Genomic DNA, 21,768 nt, shown 5'->3' on the forward strand with positions numbered 1-21,768 from the left:
GGCGACTACCCAGGGATCGGCGAAGGATGCTCCAGAGCGGCGACGGCGTCGTCGACCGTGGGCCTGATGTCGAAGAACCTGTCGAGCGAGGTGATGGCGAACAGGTGCCTGCAGCGGCCGTGCACCCCGGCGAGCAGCAGCCGGCCGCCCGTCGCGGTGATGCCCTTGTGCAGATACACCAGGACGGACAGGCCCGAGGAGTCGCACATGCTCACCGCGCGCATGTCGATGACCAGCAACGGCGGGCGCGTGAGATCGAGTGCCCTGGTGATCCGATCCCTGACCTCGGCCGCCGAGCCGAAGTCGAACTCTCCTGACAGTCTCGCGACCACGCACGGGCCCTGCAGCCCGAGTCTGATCGACAACGCCTGATCTGTCGTCACCTCAGCTCCACTCGGTCGGTTGCCAGCAAATCCGGACACCACATCCAACCGCATACCTTTACAAGAAGTAAAGGCTTGAGTTGCTGCCAAGCATAGGGTCAAGGCCGCCGCTGGGCCTGCTTTCCTGGCGAATATGACCAAAGCGCCAGTTCAGTACGTCGGGCCGCCGCGCACGGGCTCGCCCTGCTGCCGTCAGGGGCCATGACCGTGCGTGATCGCGTGCTGCGTGTGCGTGCGCGTGAGATCGGGCTGGGCGGGTAGGCAAAACAACCTCCCAAACCTGCTGGGGTTGCGGGTAACGTACACCGCGCATCCCAAGCACACCAGAGGGGCCGAAACCGCTTACAGGGTTCCGGTCCCCCCTTCCAGCCTCGCGACCACCACGAACCGCCCGTCCGGGCCCGTTCACCTGGGCCTCGCGCGCATGAGGGCGAAGACCAGCGCGCCCACCGCGAACACGGCCACCCCCGGCAGCACCGAGCCGATCGGCAGCGTCGCGGCCAGCACCAGGCACAACACCAGCCCGGCGACGGGCACCACGACGGGCGGCGCCCCCTCGGCCGCTGTCAGCCTGAGCGCCGCCGCATTGGCGATCGCGTAGTACACCAGCACCCCGAACGAGGAGAACCCGATCGCCCCCCGCAGATCGGCCACCAGCACCAGCCCGAGCACGACGACCCCCACGACGAGCTCGGCCCGATGCGGCGCCCGACGCACCGGATGCACGGCCCCGAGCATCGAGGGCAGGTCACGCTCCCGCGCCATGGCGAAGACCGTGCGCGAGACGCCGAGCAGGAGAGCGAGCAGCGCCCCGAGCGCCGCCACGGCGGCCCCCACCCTGACAAGCGGTGTCAGACCATCCCATCCCGCTGCGACCACGGCATCGGCCAGCGGCGCCACCGACCCGCCGAGCGCGACCGGCCCCAGCACCCTGAGCAGCCCCGCCGCCACCAGCGCGTAGACGACGAGCACCAGCCCCAGCGCCAGAGGTACGGCACGCGGAATCGTCGTGGCCGGATCGCGCACCTCCTCGCCCAGCGTGGCGACGCGCGCGAACCCGGCGAAGGCGAAGAACAGCAGCCCCGCCCCCTGCAACACCCCCCACGGCCCCGCCGGTGCGACGACGACGTCAGGCGCGCGCCCGCCCGCGAACGACGCGACCACCACCACCCCGAGCACGACCAGGACGAACAGGACGGCGACCCGCGCCGCGAGGGCCGAGCGGTGCACGCCGAGCAGGTTCAGCCCGGTCAGCGCCACCACCGCGCCGACGGCCAGCGGCCTGGCCAGGCCGGGAGCGACGTAGGCGCCGAACGTCATGGCCATCGCCGCGCACGAGGCCGTCTTGCCGAAGGTGAATCCCCATCCGGCCAGGAAGCCCCACAGCGGGCCGAGCCGCTGCCTGCCGTACACGTAGGCGCCGCCGGAGGAGGGGTGCCTGGCGGCGAGCGCGGCCGAGGAGGTGGCGTTGCAGTAGGCGGCGAGCGCGGCCAGGGCGAGGGCCGCGGGCAGCCAGGCCCCGGCGGCTGCGGCGGCGGGCGCGAAGGCGGCGAACACCCCCGCGCCGATCATGGCGCTCAGCCCCACGACGACCGCGTCGCCCGTGCCGAGCCGCCGGGCCAACCCCTCGGCCACCGTGTCCCCTCCGCTGCCTCGCAGTGAAAGCGACACTCTCCACCATCCCGATGAACAACGGGTTACCGCATACCGTCATCCACCCCCGAGACGACCACGCCCACATGCGCCCCCGTATCCACGGCATGCCGCCGCCCGAGACAGCCGCGCACACTCGCCCCTCGCTCTCGGGATCAGCGCCCGTCGTCGCTCTCCTCGACGCTGGGCACGACCAGGACGGGGCGTCCGGCGTGGTGCAGGACGCGGTCGGAGGTGCTGCCGAGCAGGAGGGACTTGACGCCGCTTAGTCCTCTGGTGCCGGTGACGATGAGGGCGGCGTCCAGTTCGGCCGCGGTGTCGACGATCGTGGACCAGACGGCCAGCGAGTTGGAGGCCCAGCGGGCGCTCGCGTCGAGGCCGGCCTGGCGGGCGAGTTCGGCGCCCTGCTCGGCGAGTTCGCGGGTGGCCTGTTCGATCGCCGCGTCCTCGCCCGTGGTGTCCGGCGTCATGATCATGCCGGCGGACGCTCGGGCCGAGGCCAGGGCGAGGCTCTCCCACACGCTGAGGACGACGACGCTCTGCCCCTTGAGCAGCGATCCGGCGAACGCGATGGCCGACTTGGCGTCGTCGGATCCGTCGTAGGCGATGAGAATGGCCATTTTCGGTCCTCCTAAAAGAATGCTCCCGACTAGCCCTCTTTCCGGATTCGCGGCTTTCACGCATGCTGACGCGCACAGCCCCCCTCAGGCCCGCGCCGTGACCCTGGCCTTCCTCGCCTTGAACAGCGACAACGCGGTCAGCGCCAGCACCGCGACCTCGCTGACGACGACCAGCCGCTGGGTCAGCCCGGCGGGGATGTCGGCGTTGCTGAGCGGGTACCCGAGCATGCGCACCACGTACGGCACGACGACCAGCAGCAGCGCGCCGAGCGCGACGGCGCTGAGCACCTTCAGCGCCCTGGCGTAGTACAGCCTGGTACGGCTCAGCCGCGCCCGGCTCAGCAGCAGCCCGGCGGCCGGCATGCTGAGAAAGGCGGCGAAGGCGGCATAGCGATGGATGCCCCCCGAAAGCGATAGCGGCACACCGGGCCTGTCGGTGGGGAAGGCGCCGATGAGGAACATGCACGCGCCCCACCCGAGCATCAGCAGCACGACACGCCGATCGGCCCCCGCCTTGCGCAGCGCCAGTGCGATCAGCGCCGAGCCCGCAGCGAAGAGCGTCAGCGAGGTGGGCAGCAGCCAGCCGACCGACTCGAACGCGTACTCACTGATCACACTGTGCAGCGGATCGAGGCCCGCACCGGCGTGCAGAGTGAGCATGGCGCCTGTTCCGGCGGCGATGGCGGCGAAGCCGCTGACGAGGAGACCCTTCATGTTTCAAAGGTCGGGCAACGCCCGCTCCCGGAGTATCGGAGATCGACCCGAAGCGCCCCTGAAGGACCCCCTACTACTTTGGTCGGAAAATACCGCCCGCACGTGCCCTGACCTGCCCCCGGACAGCCCCTGGTAGGGCTGGCCTCCTCAGGGTCTCCCCTGGGGACCGCACCCCCGTGCGGCAAGCTGGACAGGCAGGCGACCACCATCGGGAGAACACATGAAGCACCGCACACTCGGCACGGACGGCCCTCAGGTCTCGGCACTCGGACTCGGCTGCATGGGCATGTCGGAGTTCTACGGCACGGCCGACGAGAGCGCCTCGATCGCCGTCATCCACCGCGCCCTCGACCTGGGCGTCACCTTCCTCGACACCGCCGACATGTACGGCGAAGGCCACAACGAACAGCTCGTCGGCCGGGCGATCGCGCAGCGCCGGGACGAGGTCGTCCTGGCCACCAAGTTCGCGATCCGGCGCGAGGGCGGCGTCAGGAGCATCGACAACTCCCCCGCCTACATCCGCAGCGCCTGCGACGCCTCGCTCAGGCGGCTCGGCGTCGAGCACATCGACCTGTACTACATGCACCGCCGCGACCCGGCCGTGCCCATCGAGGACTCGGTCGGGGCCATGGCCGAGCTGGTCCAGCAGGGCAAGGTCGGGCACATCGGCCTGTCGGAGGTCAGTGCGCGGACGCTGCGCCAGGCGCACGCCGTGCATCCGATCGCCGCACTGCAGAGCGAGTACTCCCTGTTCACCAGGGACATCGAGCGGGAGATCCTGCCCGCCGCCCGTGAGCTCGGCGTCGCCCTGGTCGCGTACTCGCCGATCAGCAGGGGCCTGCTCACCGGCACCGTGCCGTCGGCCGAGCACCTGCCGGACGACGACTTCCGCAAGCACACCCCGCGCAACGTCGGCGAGAACGCCGTGCACAACGCCGCCCTGGTGGCCGAGGTGGCCAAGATCGCGAGTACGGCCGGCTGCACGCCCGCGCAGCTCGCCCTGGCCTGGCTGCTGGCCCAGGGCGACGACGTCGTGCCCATCCCCGGCACCAAGCGCCTGACCTACCTGGAGGAGAACGTCGCCGCCGCCGCGCTGACCCTGACCCCCGAGCAGCTCGACGCCCTGGCGACGGCCGTGCCCGCCGACGCGGTCAGGGGCGCGCGATATGCGGACATGTCCAGCGTCGAGCGCTGAGGCTCAGGTGCGGGGCAGGGCGAAGGTCGCCCTGATGACCGTGCGGCCCGGCGCCGTCCAGGTCCTGACCAGGTCGCTGAGGAGGTTGACCACCAGGAGGCCGCGTGAGCCCTGCTGACGCGGGTCGGCGGGGACGCGGCCGGCCATCGGGTCGGTGATGTGCCCGGCGTCGCTCACCTCGCACACGAGCGCGTCGGGTTCGAGCCAGAGGCGCAGCGTGCCGGAGCCGCCGCCGTGGTCGAGGCTGTTGGCGGCCAGTTCGGCCACGACGAGCTGGATGTCGTCGATCCGGCGCGAGGAGAACCCGGCCAGCCGTGCCTCCTCGACCGCCAGGTGCCTGGCCGCCGCCAGGCTCCCCGCGTCGAAGCCGAGCACGACGGGCCCGTCGGGTTCGGGCAGCGGCAGGTTGTAGCGCTCGAACACCTCGTCCGGCGCGTAGGCGCTGCTCGGCCACTCGCCCGCGGTGTCGAGCAGGGTGGGATGGGTCCTGGCGGCGTCCTCGATCACCGAGAGCGGCAGGCCGTCGAGGTCGTAGGGGCACAGGATCGTGACGGGCCGACCGGCGAACGCGTGGTTGATCAGCGCCTCGTGCTGGACGCAGGCGGGGTACTCGGCGTCGCTGCGGCCGGGCCAGATGGGCTCGCCGACGATACGGACCCTGCTGTCGGGATGGGTGTCGGCGAAGGCGCGCAGCACACCGGGGATGATCCGCCCGGGATTGCGGCCCGCGACCCGCATGTCGATCCAGTGCACCTTCTCGGCCGCCGCCCCCAGCGCCTCGCCGATGAGCTCCAGATGCGGTCCCGGCGCGGCGACCGCGACCGGCTCGGCCTCGGCCAGTCCCTCGGCGACGAACGGCACGGCGCCGGCGACGAGCTCGTCTGGCCCGCTGTAGAACAGCGCCGGATGGACGAAGCTCATTGCCTCACCGCGTCTCCCATGTACCACCTGGCATTGCCGTCCCCCCTCGCCAGAGAGTCGAGCCTACGCGGTAGCTCGCGCCTGGAGAACGGATCGGCCGCGGCGTTGCGGATATGGATACCGATGGCATACATGTCTCGTACCTCCATCAGCGTCGCGTAACCCCGCCAGCTACGGAGATCTCTGCCATAGGCCGCGGCGAAATCATCCACATCACCCGAGGTCAGGCCAAATCGCCGCTGCCCGTGGTAGGTGTGCACGAGGTCCCACTCCCGTGGGCCGACCGCCACGCCGTCCCAGTCGCACAGCACCACGTGCCCGTCGGCGCACCGCAGCAGGTTGTCGATCCAGGCGTCGCCGTGCAGGAGGACGGGGTCGTCCTCGACGGCCAGGTCGAGCCACTGCTCGCTGAGCCTGACGATGCGCTCGCCGAGCCACACGCGCTCCTCGACGGTCAGCACCTGCGAACGCGCCACCGCCGCGCGCAGTTCGGCCAGCGGGTCGCCGAACCTCTTCAGCTGCATCGGCGGCACCGGCAGCCGGTGCAGGCTGCGCAGGATGCGCCCGAGCTCACGCGTGGTGGGCCGCCCGTCGGAGGGCACGTAGTGCCAGAACGTCACCACCCTGCCGTCGTGCACGACCGGCTGCTCGGAGATCTCGTCGGCCGGGCGCACGGCGGGAAAGCCCTGCTCGGCCAGCCACCTGGCGACGGCGAGCACGAGCGGCAGGCGGGTGAGGGCGTCGGGCGCGGTGGCGATCCTGACGACGATCTCGCTGCGCAGCTTGAACACCGCGTTGCTGCGCACCCGCAGGAGCTGGGCGTCGTCGGAGCAGATGCCGACCTCGGAGCAGACCTGTTCGAGCACACGATGCGCCTCGTCCGTCCTCACAGGCTCACCAGGATCTCTTCCAGTCTGCGCGCGGCCGGGCCACGCCTGCCGGTGGGCAGCAGTTGCCTGGCCCGTGTCACCACGATCGAGGTGCGGAACTCCACCGGCACCTGCAGCAGGGCGGCGGCGGCGAGCTCGCAGGCGTCCTCGGCGCCGCCCTCGCGGGCCAGCCTGGCCGCCTTGTCGAGCTGCAGCAGGATCGGGTCGATCGTGTAGGGGCCGGGCGCGTAGCTGCCCGCCTCCTCGGAGTCGCCGAGCTCGATCAGCGTGCAGGCGCGGTAGAAGGCCAGGCGGCGCTCGGAGAAGACGAACGCCAGATGCTCCGACCTGCCCCTCGGCATTCTGGCGAAGATCTGCTCGGCCTCGGCGAGCGCGTGCCGCGCGGCCTTGTGCTCGCCCATCCTGGCCAGCGCCCTGGCCTCGGCCGCCGCCCCCAGCGCCGCCGGTGTGCTCGGCGCGCTGCCGGCCAGCATGCGGGCCTCGCGGGCCAGGCGTATGGTCTCGGCGACGTCGCCGTAGTAGTAGGGCAGCATCGCCTGCTGGGCGCGTACGAGCGCTCTGAGACGCAGGTCGCCCAGGTCGTCGGCCGCGACGCGGGCCGAGCCGTACCAGGCGTTGGCCAGTCTGGTGTCGCCGAGCTTCATCAGCGCGTCGGCGGCCAGCAGGGCCAGCATGGTGGTGGCGTTGAGCAGGCGGCGCTGGGCGGTGAGCGGCTGGCGTGCGGCCGTCACCCTGCGCACGTCGTCGAGCTCCAGCATCAGCCGGTAGAGCATGGGGACCGGCGCGCTGCCGATGTACTGCCTGCGGAAGGTGACGACCTGTTCGTCGATCAGGTCGAGCTGGTCCTCGGTCACGGTCGAGGTGGCCAGCGCCCGGTCGAGGTCCTGGCGGGTACGTTCCACTTCGGCCAGTTGCCTGCCGCCCGGCGCGCTGCCTCCGGCGATCATGGCCTGGTGGAAGACCGCGCTCCTCGGGCCGGACTCGTCGATGAGCACGGCGTCCAGGGACGGCGGCAGCCGCTCGGTGGTGGCGACCATGACGACGGCGGTGTCGTCGTCGTCGCAGAAGTCGGCGGCCAGGCCGAGGCGCACGGCGTTGGCACGGTACAACCTGGCGATGAGGTCGATGGTCTGCGGTCTCGGCCGTGCTCTGCCGTTCTCCCAGGCGTTGAGCAGGTCGATGTTGGCGTGCGGCTCGCCGAGCCCATGGCGTTCGCACAGGTCGGTGAGCTCCTGGACGGTCTGGCGTGCCGACCAGCCTCTGGCCAGCCGGTGTGCTTTGAGCAGGCTGACCGCGCAGCAGCCGTGGATGGCCTGGGCGCTCTGCCACAGGGTCCAATGCTGCTCTGCGGCCTGCTGACGCCAGCGCCGTGCGCAGGCAGGTGCGTGCTCGCCTCTGGCCACCTCGCCCCCTCCGGGATTGCCGCCAGATTAATCATCGCGCACGATCCCATGACCGTCCCGTTACCCAGCATTCCCGTTATCCGCGTGTTTTCCACGACCTACCGCCCAGTTTCCGCGTTAATCCACGTATCTGGTCATGCGCAGTGATTGCCGGAGCGGACAGGCTGTCGCACTCTGCAGGAAAAGCAGGCTGCAGGTAAGCATGCCTTCCCGTTTCCAGCCGATGGAGTCGATCGCCATGGAACGTGCCGACGCAGTGGACCACCTGCAGCGCCTCGCGATCCAGTTGGAGGCGCACGCCTTCCAGGTCGAGCTCCGCTCGCGTACCGGCCTGTTCCCGAGGCTGCACGTCGTCAACCCGATGGTGCCGTCGATGAGCGAAGACGTGCTCGCCGCCTACGAGTCCGACGGCGAGTGGTGGTTCTGGCTGTCGTGGGCCGGACGCATCGGCCATGCCGAGGACGTCGCCACCGCCGCCGAGCGGATCGCGTCGGTCCTGCACGTGATCCGCAGGTGAACCGGTCGTTGAATCAACATCGCCCATGACGTGATCTGTCGTTGACCTGGGGTATTAATAAAGCATCCCCTCCGGAAAGGAGTCGGATCATGAAAAGGCTCCAGATCCAGCGTCCCCGTCCGCCTCGCCGACCCGAACCCTCGCTCGACCTCCGCACGCCGTCGGGTCGTCGACTCCCTTTCTAACGCCGCCTGGCCAGCAGCAAGGCCAGATAGCACCCCCCGATGGCGGCCGTCAGGACGCCGACGGGCACCTGAGTCGTGCTCGTCACGCGCTGAGCCGCGAGGTCCGCGGCCAGTAGGAGCAGGCCGCCCATGAGCCCGGAGGTCACCAGACCCGTCCCTGTGGTCCTGGTCAGCCGCCTGGCCAGCTGGGGCGCCGTCAGCGCGACGAACTCCACCAGGCCCACCGCGGCCGTCGCCGTGGCGCACAGGGCGACCGCGGCGAGCATCAGCGTGAGCCTCGTGCTCTCCACCCCCACGCCGAGCCCTCGCGCGGTGTCGTCGCCCAGTTCGAGCAGCGTCATCCGGGTGCTGTGCGCGAACACCACGGGCAGCAGCACCGCCAGCGCCACCGCCACCATCGCCACGTCCGTCCAGCCCCGCCCGTTCAGACTGCCGAACAGCCACGCCTGGGCCCGCTGCGCCTGCGTCACCTCCGCCCTGGTGATGAGGAAGGCGTTGACCGAGTACAACATCGCGCTGACCCCGATGCCGATGAGCACCATGCGGTAGCCCTGCACGCCCTTGCGGTAGGACAGCGCGTAGACGAGCACGGCGGCCACGATCCCGCCGCCGACGGCCGAGCCCGCCAGCAGGGCGGGCCCGGCCCCGAGCACCAGGATGGCCACGATCGCGCCGGTCGCCGCGCCCGTGGTGAACCCGATGATGTCCGGGCTGCCGAGCGGATTGCGGGAAAGGCTCTGGAAGACCGCACCGCTCACCCCGAGCCCCGCCCCGACCAGCAGCGCGGTCACCACCCTCGGCACGCGCAGCGTCAGCACCACGAACTCGCTGCCGGGATCGCCCCTGCCGAGCAGGGTGCCCACCACCTCGCCGGGGCTGAGCGGCACGTCGCCGGTCCCGATCGCGTAGACGGCCATCAGGGCCGACAGCAGTGCGATCAGCGCCCCCACGACCACCGTGCGCGCCCGTACCCGGGACAGTCCCGGCCTCGTCATCGCCTTCACAGCTGCGCGATCCTCACCTTCCGCACGATCGCTATCAGGACAGGCGCCCCCACGAACGCGGTCACCAGCCCCACCTCCAGCTCGCCCGGACTGGCCACGATCCGCCCCAGCACATCGGCCACCAGCAGCAGCAGCGCCGCCAGCACCATCGAGTACGGCATCAGCCACCGCTGGTCGGGCCCGGTGATCGCCCGGGCCAGATGCGGTACGGCGAGCCCCACGAAGACGAGCGGCCCCACGGCCGCGGTCGCACTCCCGCACAGCAGCACGACGGCGACCGCGCCGAGCCCCCTGGTCAGCCCGACCCGAGCGCCGAGCGCCGCCGCCGCGTCGTCGCCGAGCGCGAGCGCGTTGAGCGGCCTGGCCAGCGCGAGCGTGAGCAGGATCCCGGCGACCAGGAAGGGCATCAGGTCGACGAGCACACCGAGGTCGCGCCCTTGCAGCGACCCGACCGACCAGAACCTGAAGTCGTCGAACACGGTCAGGTCGAGCATCATCATCCCGGCGACGAACGCCTGCAGCGCGGCGGTGATCGCGGTGCCCGACAGCGCCAGCCGTACCGGGGTGGCGCCGCCTCGGCCGCGGCTGCCGAGCGCGTAGACGAGGACGGCGGCGGTGAGCGCTCCGGCGAAGGCGAACCAGACGTAGGAGCCGGGCTCGCTCACGCCGAAGAAGGCGATGGCGACGACGACGGCGGCCGAGGCGCCCGCGTTGACGCCGAGCAGGCCGGGATCGCCGAGCGGATTGCGGGTCAGCGCCTGGACGAGCGCTCCGGCCAGGCCGAGCGCGGCGCCGACGCCGATGCCGAGCAGGGTGCGCGGCAGGCGCATGTCCATGACGACCACGGCCTGTTCGGTGCCGCCGCCGTGCCAGAGCACGTGCCAGACCGTCTCGAAGGGGATCGACTGCGCGCCCACGGCGAGGCTGGTGACGACGGCCGCGGCGAGGGCGGCCAAGGCAAGGGGCAGCCCCAGCGCCCTTCTCACGTTCATAGTAACCGGACAATATTAGGTAAACCTCACCTAAGTAAATTAAGGTAAGCCTGCCCTTAGATCCCCCATGGAGGACTCGTGCGTATCTTCACCGGGCTCGTGGCGGCCGTCGCCCTTGCCACGCTGACCGCCTGCGGCTCCGCGGCGCCCGCCGCACCCGCCGCTTCGGCCGCGCCCGCCGCCGACGCGGCGCCCGCCACCCGTCAGGTCCAGCACGACCTCGGGACCACCGCGGTGCCCGCATCCCCCCAGCGCATCGTCTCGGTCAGCGTCACCCTCACCGGGCACCTGCTGGCCCTGCAGGCGCCGCTCATCGCCACCCAGGCCACGCCGCCCTCGCCGATCGTCGACGAGAACGGCTTCTTCACCCAGTGGGCGAAGGTGGCGGTCGAGCGCGGTGTCAAGCCCGCCTACCAGGGGTTCGAGCCCGCCCTTGAGAAGATCGCGGCACTCAAGCCCGACCTGATCGTCGGATCGGCGTCGGGAGCCGACGACAGCTCCAAGCTCTACGACAAGCTCGGCCAGATCGCCCCCACGATCATCTACCGCTACGACCAGCTGTCCTGGCAGGACCTGACCACCAAGATCGGCCAGGCGATCGGCCTGGACGCGGCCAAGGTCATCCAGACCTACGACGCACGCGTGGCCGAGGTGAAGGCCAAGATCAAGCCTCCGGCCCAGGAGGCCGCGCTGATCAGGGTCAACCCGACCGAGATCCCGATCTTCACCGCGGTCTCGGCGCAGGGCCGGCTGTTCACCTCGCTCGGTCTGAAGGTACGCGCGCTCCCCGCCGACCTCGCGGGCGGCTCGGTCGAGGGCGAGGCGGGCCAGCGCTCCGACATCACCCCCGTGGCGGGCGAGAACGTCACCAAGGCACTCGGCGACTCCTCGCTGTTCTTCGTCAGCCACACGCCCGAGGAGATCACCGAGGCGCAGACCAAGCCACTGTGGAAGGACCTCCCCGCGGTCAAGGACAAGCGCGTCTACGACCTGGGCCTGGACTCCTTCAGGCTCGACTACTACAGCGCGACCAATGTCATCGACCGGCTGGAGAAGCTGCTAGCCGGTCAGTGACCCAGCGGTGGAAGGCCGAGAGGTGATGCTCGCTCGGCACCAGGACGCCCCCATCCCGGTAGGCCCGTGAGGCCATGCCGGGCTGGGTGCGCTCGCAGGCGGCGAAGTCCTGCTCGTTGACCCGGTGGAACAGCTCGACCGAGCGCGACAGATCGGCGCCGGACTCCACCACACCGGGGGCGTAGAGCCAGTCGCACTCCACCCTCGTGCGGTCGGGGGCCAGTGGGAACACCCGGTGCAGGATCACGTGGTCGGGCACCAGGTTGACGAACACCTGCGGCTTGACGGTGAGGGCGAAGTAGCGCCTGTCCTGTTCGTCCGCCACCGAGGGCAGCCGCCCGAACCCGGCGCCGCCGTCGACGGTGAAGCCCTCGGCCCGCTCGGCGAACGCGGCGCCGTGCCCCACGTAGGACTGGGCGGCGTACCCACCGGCGAACTCGGGCAGCACGGCGGTGAGCTCGGGATGGATGCTGGCGCAGTGGTAGCACTCCATGAAGTTCTCCACCAGCAGCTTCCAGTTGGCCGCCACGTCGTAGCCGATCCTGCGCCCGAGCGCCAGGTCGCCGACCGTGTAGCGCTCGATGGCCCCCTGCTCGCCCAGCCGCTCGACGGCCGACGCCGTCACGGTGTCCTCGAACGAGGGCGGCCGATCGGCCAGGCACACCCACGCGTAGCCGAGCCACTCGCGCAACGCCACCGCGACCAGGCCGCGCTCGACCCTGTCGACGTCGGGCATCCTGGCCAGGTTCGGCGCGGCGGCCAGCGTGCCGTCCAGGTCGTAGCTCCAGGCGTGATAAACACACCGCAACGTACGGCCGGCCTGGCCGCTCTCCTGCTCGCACAGCCGTGCTCCCCTGTGCCTGCAGACGTTCAGGAAGGCCCTCAGGACGCCGTCACGGCCCCTGACGACGATCACGCTCTCCCGGCCCACCTGGACCGTGCGCCAGGCCCCTGGCGAGGCCAGGTCGGCCGAGCGCACGGCGCAGAACCAGAGCGCCTCGAAGATCTTGGCCTGCTCCTCGGCGAAGATCGCGGGATCGGTGTAGAAGTGGCCAGGCAGGGTGGGCATCAAGCTCGTCACATCGGGCCCCCTGTCGCGCACCACGCGCACAGTCGCATCCTTGGCGACATCGTGGGAGTCGTTCATCCACCTGTCAAGAAGATGAACGCCCGGGGGCCCGGGCTCGTCAGTCCGACGGGTTGATCTTCGAGGCGTCGATGTCCTTGACCCGGCCGAAGAAGATCCAGTTGACGAACCACAGCAGCACGCCGATGCCCAGCAGGATCCCGGCCCGCAGGTAGACGTCGCCGCCCCTTCCGGTGATCGGCAGCGTCAGGAACAGGCACACCACGGCGCCGAGCGCGGGCATCCAGCTGGGCGCGACGTAGTGGTCATGCTCGACCCGGTCCTTGCGCAGCACCAGGACGCAGACGTTGACCAGGGCGAACACCAGCAGCAGCAGGAGCACGGTGGTGTCGGCCAGCGGCCCGACGTCGCCGGTCGAGACCAGCACGACCGCGATCGCCACCGTGAACAGGATCGCCACCCACGGCGTCGAGCGCGTCGGGTGCACCGCGCCGAGCACCGGCGGCACGATGCGCTGGCGTGCCATGCCGTACACGAGTCTGGAGGCCATCAGCATGTTGATCAGCGCGGTGTTGCCGACGGCCAGCAGGGCGATGAGGGCGAACAGCTTGGGCGGGAAGGCGAATCCGGCCACCTTCACCACTTCGAGCAGCGGGCCCGAGGAGTCGATCAGCGTCTTGGTGTCGACCAGCATCGTCGCGGTGAAAGCCACCGCCATGTAGATCAGCGCCGCCACGACCAGCCCGCCGAACAGCGCCCTGGGGAAGTCGCGCTGTGGGTTCTTGGCCTCTTCGGCCAGGTTGACGGAGTCCTCGAAGCCGAGCAGCGCGTAGAACGCGAGCGCGGTGCCGCCCAGCACTCCGAGGAAGGCGCCGTTGGCCGGATGGAACTCCAGCGCACGCGCGGGCTCGCCGTCCCCCGTGACCAGGGCGAACACACCGATGGCCACGATCACCAGCAGGCCGAACGCCTCGATGACGGTCAGGACCACATTCACCTTGATCGACTCGGAGATCCCGGCGAAGTTCACCAGGGTGACCAGAGCCAGGAAGACGAACGCCCCGATGATCGTCGGAATGTTCACGAACTCGGCGAGGTACTTCCCGCCGAACGCGCGTGCCGCCGCGCTGGCCGACGTGATCCCGCTCATCAGGACGGCGAACGCCACGATGAACGTGACGAACGGAATATTGAATGCCTTGTTTGCGTAAAGCGCGGCACCGGCCGCTTGGGGGTACTTTCCTACCAGTTCGGCGTAGGCCGTCGCAGTGAGCGCCGCAAGGACGAACGCCACCAGGAACGGCATCCACAGCGCTCCGCCGACATACCCGGCAACCTTCCCCACCAGGGCATAGATGCCCGCACCCAGGATGTCGCCGACCACGAACAGCAGCAGGACCCTGCGGCCGATCACGCGCTTGAGTGAGTGATTCTGTACCTGACCCTCAGTCATGCGGGGGGTCTACCCCAGATCTACCTCGGATCTACCTGCGGGTGTAAGCACGATGTAAGTGATCCGCAAGGAGTGCTGAATAATGTCCGCTTCGTTGCACATGCGAAGAAGGGCACATCCACATCATGAAGTTCTATAGCCGTCCCCTCGCCGTCGCCGCCACCGTGGTCGCGCTCGCCGGGTTCACCTCCGCCTGCGGCGCCTCCGACACGGCCAACTGCGTCGAGGCCAGCCAGATGATCACGGCGTTCAGCTCGGCCGCCAGCTCCAAGATGGCGACCGACCCGGCCGGCTTCTCCGAGTCGCTGAAGAAGTTCAGCGCCGACGCCAAGGCTCTCGCCGACAAGAGCGGCGGCGACCTCGCCGCGGCGCTCAACTCCTTCGTCTCGCTGATGACGGACCTGGAGGGCGCGACCCAGGACCCGACCAAGGCCGCCGAGGCGACCGCGGGCATGGGCCCCAAGCTCCAGGAGTTCCAGACGAAGCTCACGGCCGCCTGTAGCTGACGGCGAGGCCGTACCGGCCAGCGGCTCACGGCCGTCGTACCGCCTGCGGGGGGCAGCGCGGTGCGGCGGCCGTGTCGTGTCCGTCGCAGGTGGTTCGTCATCGGTGTCGCCTCTGGCACCCGAACGACGTTCCAGAGCGCTCTGGCCGTGTTCTTACCCCCCTCGTGCCGTCTACCCTTGTCGCCCGTGACCGTCGACATCGCGGAACCAGCGACCGTGCCGCCAGCAGGCCCCACGGGCAGGACCAACCGCCACGCGCTGTACGTGGGGCTCATCAGCGTGGTGTCGACCCTCGCCTACGCGCTGCTCGGGCTGACGAAGCTGGCCTCCTTCCGGGCCACCACCTTCGACCTGGTGATCGTCGACCAGGCGGTGCGTGCCTTCTCCAGGTTCGCGCCGCCCTACATCCCGTCGGTCGGGGTGTTCCGTGATCGCGGGCTGGAGTACCTCCTGCTCGGGGAGCACTTCTCGCCGATCTACGCGTTGCTCGCGCCGTTCTACTGGATACACGACGGGCCCTCGACGCTGATCGTGGCGCAGGCCGCGCTGTTCGCGGCGGCGATCCCGTTCCTGTGGATGTTCACGCGGCGGGTGCTCGGCACCGGGCCCGCCTATCTGGTCGCACTCGCCTACGCGCTGTCGTGGCCGGTCGCGCAGGCGGTGGCGTTCGACGCGCACGAGGTGATGTTCGTGCCCGTGCTGACCGCGATCATGATCGAGCGTTACCACGCGGGGCGGCACGTGCCCGCGTTCGTCGCGATGCTCCTCCTGCTGATGGTCAAGGAGGACATGGGGCTGATGGTGATCGGCTTCGGGCTCTACCTGGCCGTGATCGGCGACCGGCTGCGCGGCGCGAGCGCCGTGGCGATCGGGCTGGCCTGGACGGTGCTGGTGCGCTCGGTGCTGGTGCCGATGGCGGGCGGCGATCCGAGCGACTTCTGGGCCTACAACCACCTCGGCGACGGCGCCGGCAGCGCGATACTCGGCATGCTCGGCGATCCGCTCGGCACGCTCTGGCTGCCCTTCAGCGAGGAGGCCAAGGTCGACACGCTGTTCCTGCTGGTGTGGCCGACCCTGCTGCTGTGCCTGCTCTCACCGCTCTCGCTGGCCGCGCTGCCGCACGTGCTGGAGCGCATGCTGTCGGACCGCATGCTGTGGTGGCAGGCCGACTTCCAGTACAACGCCTTCACCGTCATCGTGCTGTTCTGCGCCGGGGTCGACGGGCTGGCCAGACTCCTGCGCTGGCTCAAGCGTTCCGACGACCGCTCGCTGAAGCTGGCCTGGTCGGTCGGTGTGCTGGCGGTGGCGCTGACCCTGGTGCCCAGGTTCGCCTTCGACCAGCTCTACCACCACACCTTCTACGACAAGGACGCCCGGGTGGCCGCCGCGGCCGAGGCCGTGTCCTACGTGCCCGACGGGGCGCTCGTCGAGAGCACCAACTCGCTCGGCCCCGCCCTGACCAGGCGTACGACCGTGCTCCTGTGGGACCACAAGCCCAGGATGGCGCCGTGGGTGGTGGCCGACGTGGCCCGCTGGGAGTTCCCGTTCGGCTCGGCCGAGGACCAGGCCAACCGGGTGGCCGAGCTCAGGGCGATGGGCTACGTCACGGTCTACGAGCGCGAGGGTTACGTCGTGCTCAACAAACCCGCCTAGCCGGTGCCGCCCGCCTGCTTGTAGCAGCGCTCGAAGCCGTCGAGCACGGCGGGCCAGGCGCCGACCGTGGGGTCGGTCCTGCGGTTGTGCTCGGCGATCGACCGCCTGAAGCCGGCATCGGTCGCCAGCCGCGCCACCGCACTCACGAGATCGTCGAACGTACGGCCGAGCAGGCCCTCCCTGCCCTGTGCGACGAAGTCGGCCACCCCGCTCTGCGCCCTGGCCACCACCGGCAGCCCGGCCGCCCTGGCCTCAAGCGCGGCGATGCCGAACGACTCCCGGGGGGCGGGCGCCACGAAGATGTCGGCCGAGGCCAGCACCTTGCCGATCTGCTCGCGCGTGTAGCGGCCTGGCAGGCTCACCCAGCCGGTCATGCCGTGCTTGGCCAGGTAGCGCTCCATCGAGCCTCTGGCCGGACCGTCGCCGATGATCGTCGCACGCATGCCGATGCCGGGCGGCACCTTGGCCCGTGCGCCCCGCAGCAGTCTGAGCAGGCGCACCGGCTGCTTGCGCGGCGCCAGCCTGCCGACGGCCACGACGTGCACGTCGCGCCCTTCGCCGCCGCTCTCGCGCACGCCCGGCTCCGCGGCCGCCGGACGCCAGCCTGAGACGTCGAGGCCGTTGGGGACCACGTGGACGGGCACGCCGCGTCCCGCGACCCTGCGGATCGGCACCGCGGCCGCGGCGCTCACCGTGGTCGCCACGATTCCCCAGCGCTGCCACTCGAACAGCAGCTTCAGCCCGCTGTACAGGCCCGCCGTGACCGGGTCCCACATGCTGTGCACGGTGACCACGACCGGCAGCCCGCACCGCACGGCCGCCCGCACCCCCATCCACGCGAACGGCGAGACCGCTCCGGTGTGCACGTGCACGACGTCGGGCCTGCGCGAGGTCATCAGGCGCATGAGCTTGCCCACACCGAGCGGATGGACCGGCAGGTCGAACGGCATCCTGGCCACGATCCTGTGCACGCCGGGCAGCGCCTCCCCCTTGGTCGCCGTCGCCACCTCGACGTCGTGGCCGGCTTCGCGCTGCATCCTGATCAGGTCGGCGACCTGCACTTCGATGCCTCCGAGCCGCGGCAGGTAACAGTCGCTCACGTGAAGGATCCGCACCCGTCCACCCTAGTGCGGCACCCGGCGAGCGCTCACCGCCCGCCACATTGCCCAACGCGTAACCTATGGGTTACGCTTTCAGTCATGGACCAGGCTGCCGAGGCGATCGCGGATCCGGTGCGGCGCGAGATCCTGGTGATGCTGCGCGAGCGGCGGATGCCCGCCGGGGAGATCGCCGCCCACTTCACCATCAGCAGGCCCGCCGTCAGCCGCCACCTGCGCGTGCTCAGGCAGAGCGGTCTGGTCCGCGACGAGGTCGTCGGCAGGAGACGCCTCTACGCCCTGGACACCACGGCGCTCACCGAACTCGTGCGATGGCTCGACGACCTCGTCCGCGCGCCCGAGTCGCCCTGGGAGCGCCACCTCGACGCCCTGGAGACCGAGGTCTACCGGACGCGCCGCGAGAACCGCGCGCCGCAGCCGCACGCGGATTCCGACACCGACAAGGAGAACACCGCATGAGCCCGACACCCACTGGCAGGCTCTTTCGCACCGATTCCGGCACCGACCTCGTCCTGACCAGGACCTTCCGCGCGCCCGTCGACGACGTCTGGGCCAGCCTCACCGAGCCGGAGCGCACCGCCCGCTGGTTCGGCACCTGGACGGGCGAGGCCGCGCCCGGCCGGACGATCAAGGTGCAGCTCGGCTTCGAGGAGGGCACGCCCTGGAGCGAGGCCCGCATCGTGGCGTGCGAGCCGCCGGTGCGCCTCGCGCTCGCCGTGGTCGACGAGTACGGCAGCTGGCACCTCGAGCTGCTGCTGAGCGAGAGCCAGGGCAAGACGGAGTTGCGCTTCGTGCACCACCTGGACAAGGAGGAGCAGGTCGGCGAGGTCGGCGCGGGATGGGAGTACTACCTCGACCAGCTCGTGGCCTCCCGCGAGGGAACGCCTCTGCCCGACTTCGACGACTACTACCCGGCCATGAAGCCGTACTTCACCGCGCTGCGCGACGAGCTGGACTAGGCCCGCCGGAGGCGTAGGCCGGGACGCGCCCGGCGATCTCGCCGGGGAAGGGCAGGGGCTGGGACCACTCGCTCGCCCTGAGCGACGCCTCGGCGTTCTGCCCGCCCCTCGCCCGCGCGAAGCACGCGGCCAGCCCGGCGACCTCCTGTGGGCGCAGCGGCACGTGGTGATGGCCGCGCGCGGTGTGCCTGCCGCGCGCGGGCAGCAGCAGTTCGAGGCCGGCGGGCCCGTCAACGCTGGTCGCGTAGGCCAGCCACCTGCCCGTCAGGCCGCCGGCCTCGAAGTCGGCGTAGGCGAAGGCGACCTGCCAGCAGACGTCGGCCACGATCGAGCCGACGAACCTGGCTCCGGCCCGCAGCTCGGGCAGGTCGAGCGCCAGCTGCGGCCTGGCCCGCCCCGCCAGCTCCAGCAGCAGCCGCCCCTCGTGCACACTGCCGCGATTGGCGAGCAGGATGCCCAGCTCGAACCCCGACAGCGCCTCCCCCTGCTCGAACTCGGCCAGCAGGTGCCGGCCTCTCGGCCCGAACCACCGTTCGAGGCGGTCACCCGTGCGCCCGTCGCGCGAGGACCGCGCCCCCACCGGGGGCGAGGGCCCCGCCGCCCCCGAGGCGGAGGGGTCGGCGGCTCCCGTCACGTCGAGGTAGAGGCGGTAGAGCCGCTCCAGGGTGCCGAGGCCGACGTCCGGATCGACGCCCGTCGCGGCCAGCTCGGCCCGCAGGACGTCGTAGACGCTGGCCACCTGCTCCCACCGGGGCGGATTCTTCCTGCCCTTGCCGGTGCACACCGCGACCACCGTGGTCTTCGACCAGCTCTTGCTGATCTTCTTGGCGATCTCGCCGTAGGAGATGCCGCCCGCTCTCCTGCGCATCTGCTCGAGCTCGGCGTACAGCCTGCTCGCCGTGGGCCGTGCCTCAGGGCCAGTCATCGCTGCCGGCCACCGCCAATCGCACGCTTCGTCGTTGATGGATGGAAGGCAAGATTCTTCCGCACCGCACCGGCCCGCGCTCCCCTGACGGAACCTGCCGTACGCGAACGGCACGATCCGGAACGATCCGTTCTCCCCTCGACCGGGCCGGGGCGCGCCCGTGCTGCTGTCGCGATGCGGTCCGGGCGCGGCCCGGATCATGCTTGGCGCGGCGCGGCCGTACCTGGCGCTGGTATGCCTGGTGGTGGGGGCGCCGGCCCCCTGGCGGCCCTGGTCGGGGGCGGAACGTGCGGCCCTCCTGGTGATGTTCGGAGAGTGCGATGTCCTTGTTCGACGTGCGGGCCGCGGTGGTGCTGTCGATCGCGGTGGGGGCCGCGGCCATCGCCGTGGGGCTGCTGCGCGCCGGGGGTGCGACGTGGCCGACGGCGCTGCTGGGCGGGGGCGCGGCCTTCGGCGGTGCGCTCGCGATCGCGCCCGCGCTGATCTCCTGACCGGTCGCGTGCGGGCCGGTTCGAGATCGATTGGGGACCGGTGTCGCGCGCGGCCGGGGGTGGTGGACAAATAGGCTGGAGCCTGTGCCACGTACCGCAGTGTTCTTTCATGCCCATCCCGACGACGAGGCCCTGCTGACGGCGGGCACGATGGCGATGCTCGCCGACGAGGGGCACCGGGTGGTCCTCGTGGTGGCGACCGCGGGCGAGCGCGGACTGGCCGACCAGGAGCCCGGCGAGGCGCTCGGCGAGGCGCGCATGGCCGAGCTGGAGCGCTCGGCGGCCGTGCTCGGCGTCCAGCGCGTGGTGTGCCTGGGCTACGGCGACTCGGGCCTGAGCCCATCGGGCGGCTCGGCGGACGAACGTCCGGACAACGCCTTCATCGACGCCGACTCCGAAGAGGCGGCCAAGGCGCTGGCCGGACTCCTCCAGGAGGAGGACGCCGACCTGCTGACGATCTACGACCCGGCCGGAGGCTACGGCCATCCCGACCACGTCCAGGTGCACAGGGTGGGACGCCGGGCGGCGGAGATCGCGGGCACGCCGATCGTCCTGGAGGCCACCGTCAACAGGGACCCCCTGCTCAAGGCGCTGAGACTGGCGGGAAAGGTCTACCGCTTCCCGCCCGAGTTCGACGTCAGGACCTTCGAGAGCGCCTACAGCGCCGGGGACACGATCACGCACAGGGTCAATGTCAAACGCTACATCCGCCGCAAACGCGCCAGCATGCGCGCCCACGCCTCCCAGGCCACGGGCGGCAGCACCGACCGCACCCTGGCCGTGATGCTCCGCATCCCGGGCCCGCTCTACCGCCTGGTCTTCGGCACCGAGTGGTACGTACGCCGTGACGTCCCGCCGGGCACCCGGCTGAGGCACCCGTTCGACAATCCGCCTCAGGGATGAGCTGAGGAGCCGTCGCGACCGGGCAGACTTGACGGCGATGAAGAACAAGTGGCTCCAGGTCCTGCTGTCGGTCGCGTCGCTGGCGCTCGCCGTGACGCTGGTGGTGTTCCTGCCGCAGATCGTGCGTTCGCTGACGGGCAAGGACGTCTCCTGGGCGCAGATCGGCGAGGTGTTCGCCGGGCTCAGTCCCGGCATGATCGCGCTGATGGCCGCCGTGTGGCTGGCCAGTCTCGGCGCCTACACCTTCGTGCTGACCTCCTCGCTGCCCGGCCTCACGCATCTGCAGGCGCTGACGCTGAACGCGGCGGGCAGCGCGGTGTCGAACCTGCTGCCGTTCGGCGGGGCCGCCGGGGTGGCGATGACCTTCGCGATGACCAAGGGCTGGGGCTTCCCCGTCCGTCCCGTCGTGGTGCTGACGCTGGTCAGCGGGGTGTGGAACACCCTGTTCAGGTTCATCCTGCCCGCGGTCGGGATCGTGGCGCTGCTGACGGCGGGCGAGGTGCCCAACCAGACGATCGCCAACGCGGGCTGGGTCGGCGCCCTGTCGATCCTGGCCCTGGTGGCGGTCGCGGCGGCGGCGCTGTACTGGGACCGCGCGGGCGACCTGCTCGGCCGCGCCCTCGACCGCCTGGTACGGCTGGCGCCCAAACGGATCAGACCGGCCGAGCACGCGGCGTCGGAGGCACTGCGCAAGCTGCGGGCCGACACGGCCGACATCGTCAGGACCCGATGGGCCGGGCTGACGTTCGGCATGGTCTTCTTTCTGGTGTTCCAGTGGTTGATCATGGTCTGCTGTCTGCTGGCGACCGGCGCCTACCCGGGCCTGGCCCAGTCGATCGCCGTGTTCGCCCTGTCGCGGGTGCTCACCACCGCCCTGATCACGCCGAGCGGCACCGGGATCATGGAGGCGGGCACGATCGCGTTCCTGCTGTTCTTCCAGGTGCCGGCCCCCGCCGCGGCGGCCGCTGCACTGCTGTTCGGCTTCTGGACCTACACTGTCGAAATCCCCTTCGGTGGCCTGGCACTCGGCGCCTGGGCCCTGCTGCGCAAGCGAAACGGCAAGGTCTCCGACACCGACAGGGGCGAGGTCGCAGAGCGAGGTTGAGTTGTCCAGGCCAGCGC

At 70.7% G+C, this 21,768-nt stretch carries 23 protein-coding genes; 10 read left to right on the forward strand and 13 right to left on the reverse strand.

What is annotated here, in order from left to right:
* Positions 1-5: 5 nt before the first annotated feature.
* From ACTWNK_RS35060 to ACTWNK_RS35075, 4 genes are all read right to left on the reverse strand, one after another.
* On the reverse strand, positions 6-383 hold the full coding sequence (locus tag ACTWNK_RS35060; protein ID WP_474309207.1) for an STAS domain-containing protein: 378 nt from the start codon (positions 381-383) through the stop codon (positions 6-8).
* Between the two features lie 405 nt (positions 384-788).
* Positions 789-2,018: an APC family permease gene (locus tag ACTWNK_RS35065; RefSeq protein ID WP_474309208.1), complete on the reverse strand. Its 1,230-nt coding sequence runs from the start codon at positions 2,016-2,018 to the stop codon at positions 789-791.
* A gap of 173 nt (positions 2,019-2,191) precedes the next feature.
* Positions 2,192-2,656: a universal stress protein gene (locus ACTWNK_RS35070; protein ID WP_474309209.1), complete on the reverse strand. Its 465-nt coding sequence runs from the start codon at positions 2,654-2,656 to the stop codon at positions 2,192-2,194.
* Positions 2,657-2,740: 84 nt separating this feature from the next.
* A complete protein-coding gene (locus ACTWNK_RS35075) occupies positions 2,741-3,370 on the reverse strand; it encodes a DUF998 domain-containing protein (protein WP_474309210.1) in 630 nt (209 codons plus the stop codon).
* 220 nt (positions 3,371-3,590) lie between these two features.
* Between ACTWNK_RS35075 and ACTWNK_RS35080 the strand changes: the two genes are divergently transcribed.
* Complete coding sequence (locus ACTWNK_RS35080; RefSeq protein WP_474309211.1) at positions 3,591-4,565, forward strand: aldo/keto reductase; 975 nt, start codon at positions 3,591-3,593, stop codon at positions 4,563-4,565.
* Positions 4,566-4,568: 3 nt separating this feature from the next.
* Here the strand turns inward: ACTWNK_RS35080 and ACTWNK_RS35085 are convergent, their stop codons facing one another.
* From ACTWNK_RS35085 to ACTWNK_RS35095, 3 genes are read right to left on the reverse strand one after another with little or no spacing between them, the layout of a single operon-like run.
* A complete protein-coding gene (locus ACTWNK_RS35085) occupies positions 4,569-5,486 on the reverse strand; it encodes an anti-sigma factor RsbA family regulatory protein (protein WP_474309212.1) in 918 nt (305 codons plus the stop codon).
* Positions 5,483-6,376 carry an aminoglycoside phosphotransferase family protein gene (locus tag ACTWNK_RS35090; protein WP_474309213.1) on the reverse strand — a complete coding sequence of 298 codons (894 nt, stop codon included), beginning with the start codon at positions 6,374-6,376 and terminating at the stop codon, positions 5,483-5,485. Before ACTWNK_RS35090 ends, ACTWNK_RS35085 begins: the two co-directional genes overlap by 4 nt.
* Positions 6,373-7,779, reverse strand: coding sequence for a helix-turn-helix domain-containing protein (locus ACTWNK_RS35095; RefSeq protein ID WP_474309214.1), 1,407 nt, complete (start codon positions 7,777-7,779; stop codon positions 6,373-6,375). Before ACTWNK_RS35095 ends, ACTWNK_RS35090 begins: the two co-directional genes overlap by 4 nt.
* A gap of 202 nt (positions 7,780-7,981) precedes the next feature.
* Here ACTWNK_RS35095 and ACTWNK_RS35100 point away from each other — a divergent pair, with 202 nt between their 5' ends.
* Positions 7,982-8,296, forward strand: a complete 315-nt coding sequence (locus ACTWNK_RS35100) for a hypothetical protein (RefSeq protein ID WP_474309215.1) — start codon at positions 7,982-7,984, stop codon at positions 8,294-8,296.
* Between the two features lie 181 nt (positions 8,297-8,477).
* On the opposite strand, the gene ACTWNK_RS35105 is transcribed toward ACTWNK_RS35100, so the two are convergent.
* Positions 8,478-9,476: a FecCD family ABC transporter permease gene (locus tag ACTWNK_RS35105; RefSeq protein ID WP_474311072.1), complete on the reverse strand. Its 999-nt coding sequence runs from the start codon at positions 9,474-9,476 to the stop codon at positions 8,478-8,480.
* 5 nt (positions 9,477-9,481) lie between these two features.
* Positions 9,482-10,477, reverse strand: coding sequence for an iron chelate uptake ABC transporter family permease subunit (locus tag ACTWNK_RS35110; protein ID WP_474309216.1), 996 nt, complete (start codon positions 10,475-10,477; stop codon positions 9,482-9,484).
* Between the two features lie 78 nt (positions 10,478-10,555).
* On the opposite strand from ACTWNK_RS35110, the gene fepB reads away from it, so the two are divergent.
* Positions 10,556-11,551, forward strand: a complete 996-nt coding sequence (fepB, locus tag ACTWNK_RS35115) for a Fe2+-enterobactin ABC transporter substrate-binding protein (RefSeq protein ID WP_474309217.1) — start codon at positions 10,556-10,558, stop codon at positions 11,549-11,551.
* Here fepB and ACTWNK_RS35120 read toward each other — a convergent pair.
* Both ACTWNK_RS35120 and ACTWNK_RS35125 read right to left on the reverse strand, forming a co-directional pair.
* On the reverse strand, positions 11,514-12,620 hold the full coding sequence (locus ACTWNK_RS35120) for an aromatic ring-hydroxylating oxygenase subunit alpha (protein WP_474311074.1): 1,107 nt from the start codon (positions 12,618-12,620) through the stop codon (positions 11,514-11,516). The two genes, fepB and ACTWNK_RS35120, sit on opposite strands and share 38 nt — an antisense overlap.
* 118 nt (positions 12,621-12,738) lie before the next feature.
* Positions 12,739-14,052 carry an APC family permease gene (locus tag ACTWNK_RS35125; RefSeq protein ID WP_474309218.1) on the reverse strand — a complete coding sequence of 438 codons (1,314 nt, stop codon included), beginning with the start codon at positions 14,050-14,052 and terminating at the stop codon, positions 12,739-12,741.
* Positions 14,053-14,216: 164 nt separating this feature from the next.
* Here ACTWNK_RS35125 and ACTWNK_RS35130 point away from each other — a divergent pair, with 164 nt between their 5' ends.
* Positions 14,217-14,597: a hypothetical protein gene (locus ACTWNK_RS35130; RefSeq protein ID WP_474309219.1), complete on the forward strand. Its 381-nt coding sequence runs from the start codon at positions 14,217-14,219 to the stop codon at positions 14,595-14,597.
* A 186-nt stretch (positions 14,598-14,783) separates the two neighbouring features.
* A complete protein-coding gene (locus ACTWNK_RS35135) occupies positions 14,784-16,250 on the forward strand; it encodes a DUF2079 domain-containing protein (protein ID WP_474309220.1) in 1,467 nt (488 codons plus the stop codon).
* Here ACTWNK_RS35135 and ACTWNK_RS35140 read toward each other — a convergent pair.
* Positions 16,247-17,365: a glycosyltransferase family 4 protein gene (locus tag ACTWNK_RS35140; RefSeq protein ID WP_474309221.1), complete on the reverse strand. Its 1,119-nt coding sequence runs from the start codon at positions 17,363-17,365 to the stop codon at positions 16,247-16,249. The two genes, ACTWNK_RS35135 and ACTWNK_RS35140, sit on opposite strands and share 4 nt — an antisense overlap.
* 84 nt (positions 17,366-17,449) lie before the next feature.
* Here ACTWNK_RS35140 and ACTWNK_RS35145 point away from each other — a divergent pair, with 84 nt between their 5' ends.
* On the forward strand, positions 17,450-17,827 hold the full coding sequence (locus ACTWNK_RS35145; protein WP_474309222.1) for a metalloregulator ArsR/SmtB family transcription factor: 378 nt from the start codon (positions 17,450-17,452) through the stop codon (positions 17,825-17,827).
* Positions 17,824-18,327 carry an SRPBCC family protein gene (locus ACTWNK_RS35150; protein ID WP_474309223.1) on the forward strand — a complete coding sequence of 168 codons (504 nt, stop codon included), beginning with the start codon at positions 17,824-17,826 and terminating at the stop codon, positions 18,325-18,327. The genes ACTWNK_RS35145 and ACTWNK_RS35150 overlap by 4 nt, the downstream gene beginning before the upstream one ends.
* Here ACTWNK_RS35150 and ACTWNK_RS35155 read toward each other — a convergent pair.
* The gene (locus ACTWNK_RS35155) at positions 18,299-19,252 is read right to left on the reverse strand and encodes a hypothetical protein (RefSeq protein ID WP_474309224.1); all 954 of its coding nucleotides are present in this window, start codon (positions 19,250-19,252) and stop codon (positions 18,299-18,301) included. The two genes, ACTWNK_RS35150 and ACTWNK_RS35155, sit on opposite strands and share 29 nt — an antisense overlap.
* A gap of 320 nt (positions 19,253-19,572) precedes the next feature.
* Here ACTWNK_RS35155 and ACTWNK_RS35160 point away from each other — a divergent pair, with 320 nt between their 5' ends.
* The 3 genes from ACTWNK_RS35160 (at position 19,573) to ACTWNK_RS35170 (ending at position 21,751) form a co-directional block, all read left to right on the forward strand.
* Positions 19,573-19,743, forward strand: coding sequence for a hypothetical protein (locus ACTWNK_RS35160; protein WP_474309225.1), 171 nt, complete (start codon positions 19,573-19,575; stop codon positions 19,741-19,743).
* Between the two features lie 84 nt (positions 19,744-19,827).
* Complete coding sequence (locus ACTWNK_RS35165) at positions 19,828-20,646, forward strand: PIG-L deacetylase family protein (RefSeq protein ID WP_474309226.1); 819 nt, start codon at positions 19,828-19,830, stop codon at positions 20,644-20,646.
* Positions 20,647-20,683: 37 nt separating this feature from the next.
* Positions 20,684-21,751: a lysylphosphatidylglycerol synthase domain-containing protein gene (locus ACTWNK_RS35170; protein ID WP_474309227.1), complete on the forward strand. Its 1,068-nt coding sequence runs from the start codon at positions 20,684-20,686 to the stop codon at positions 21,749-21,751.
* Positions 21,752-21,768: the final 17 nt, after the last annotated feature.

It is taken from the genome of Nonomuraea sp. IBHARD001 (assembly GCF_056106265.1).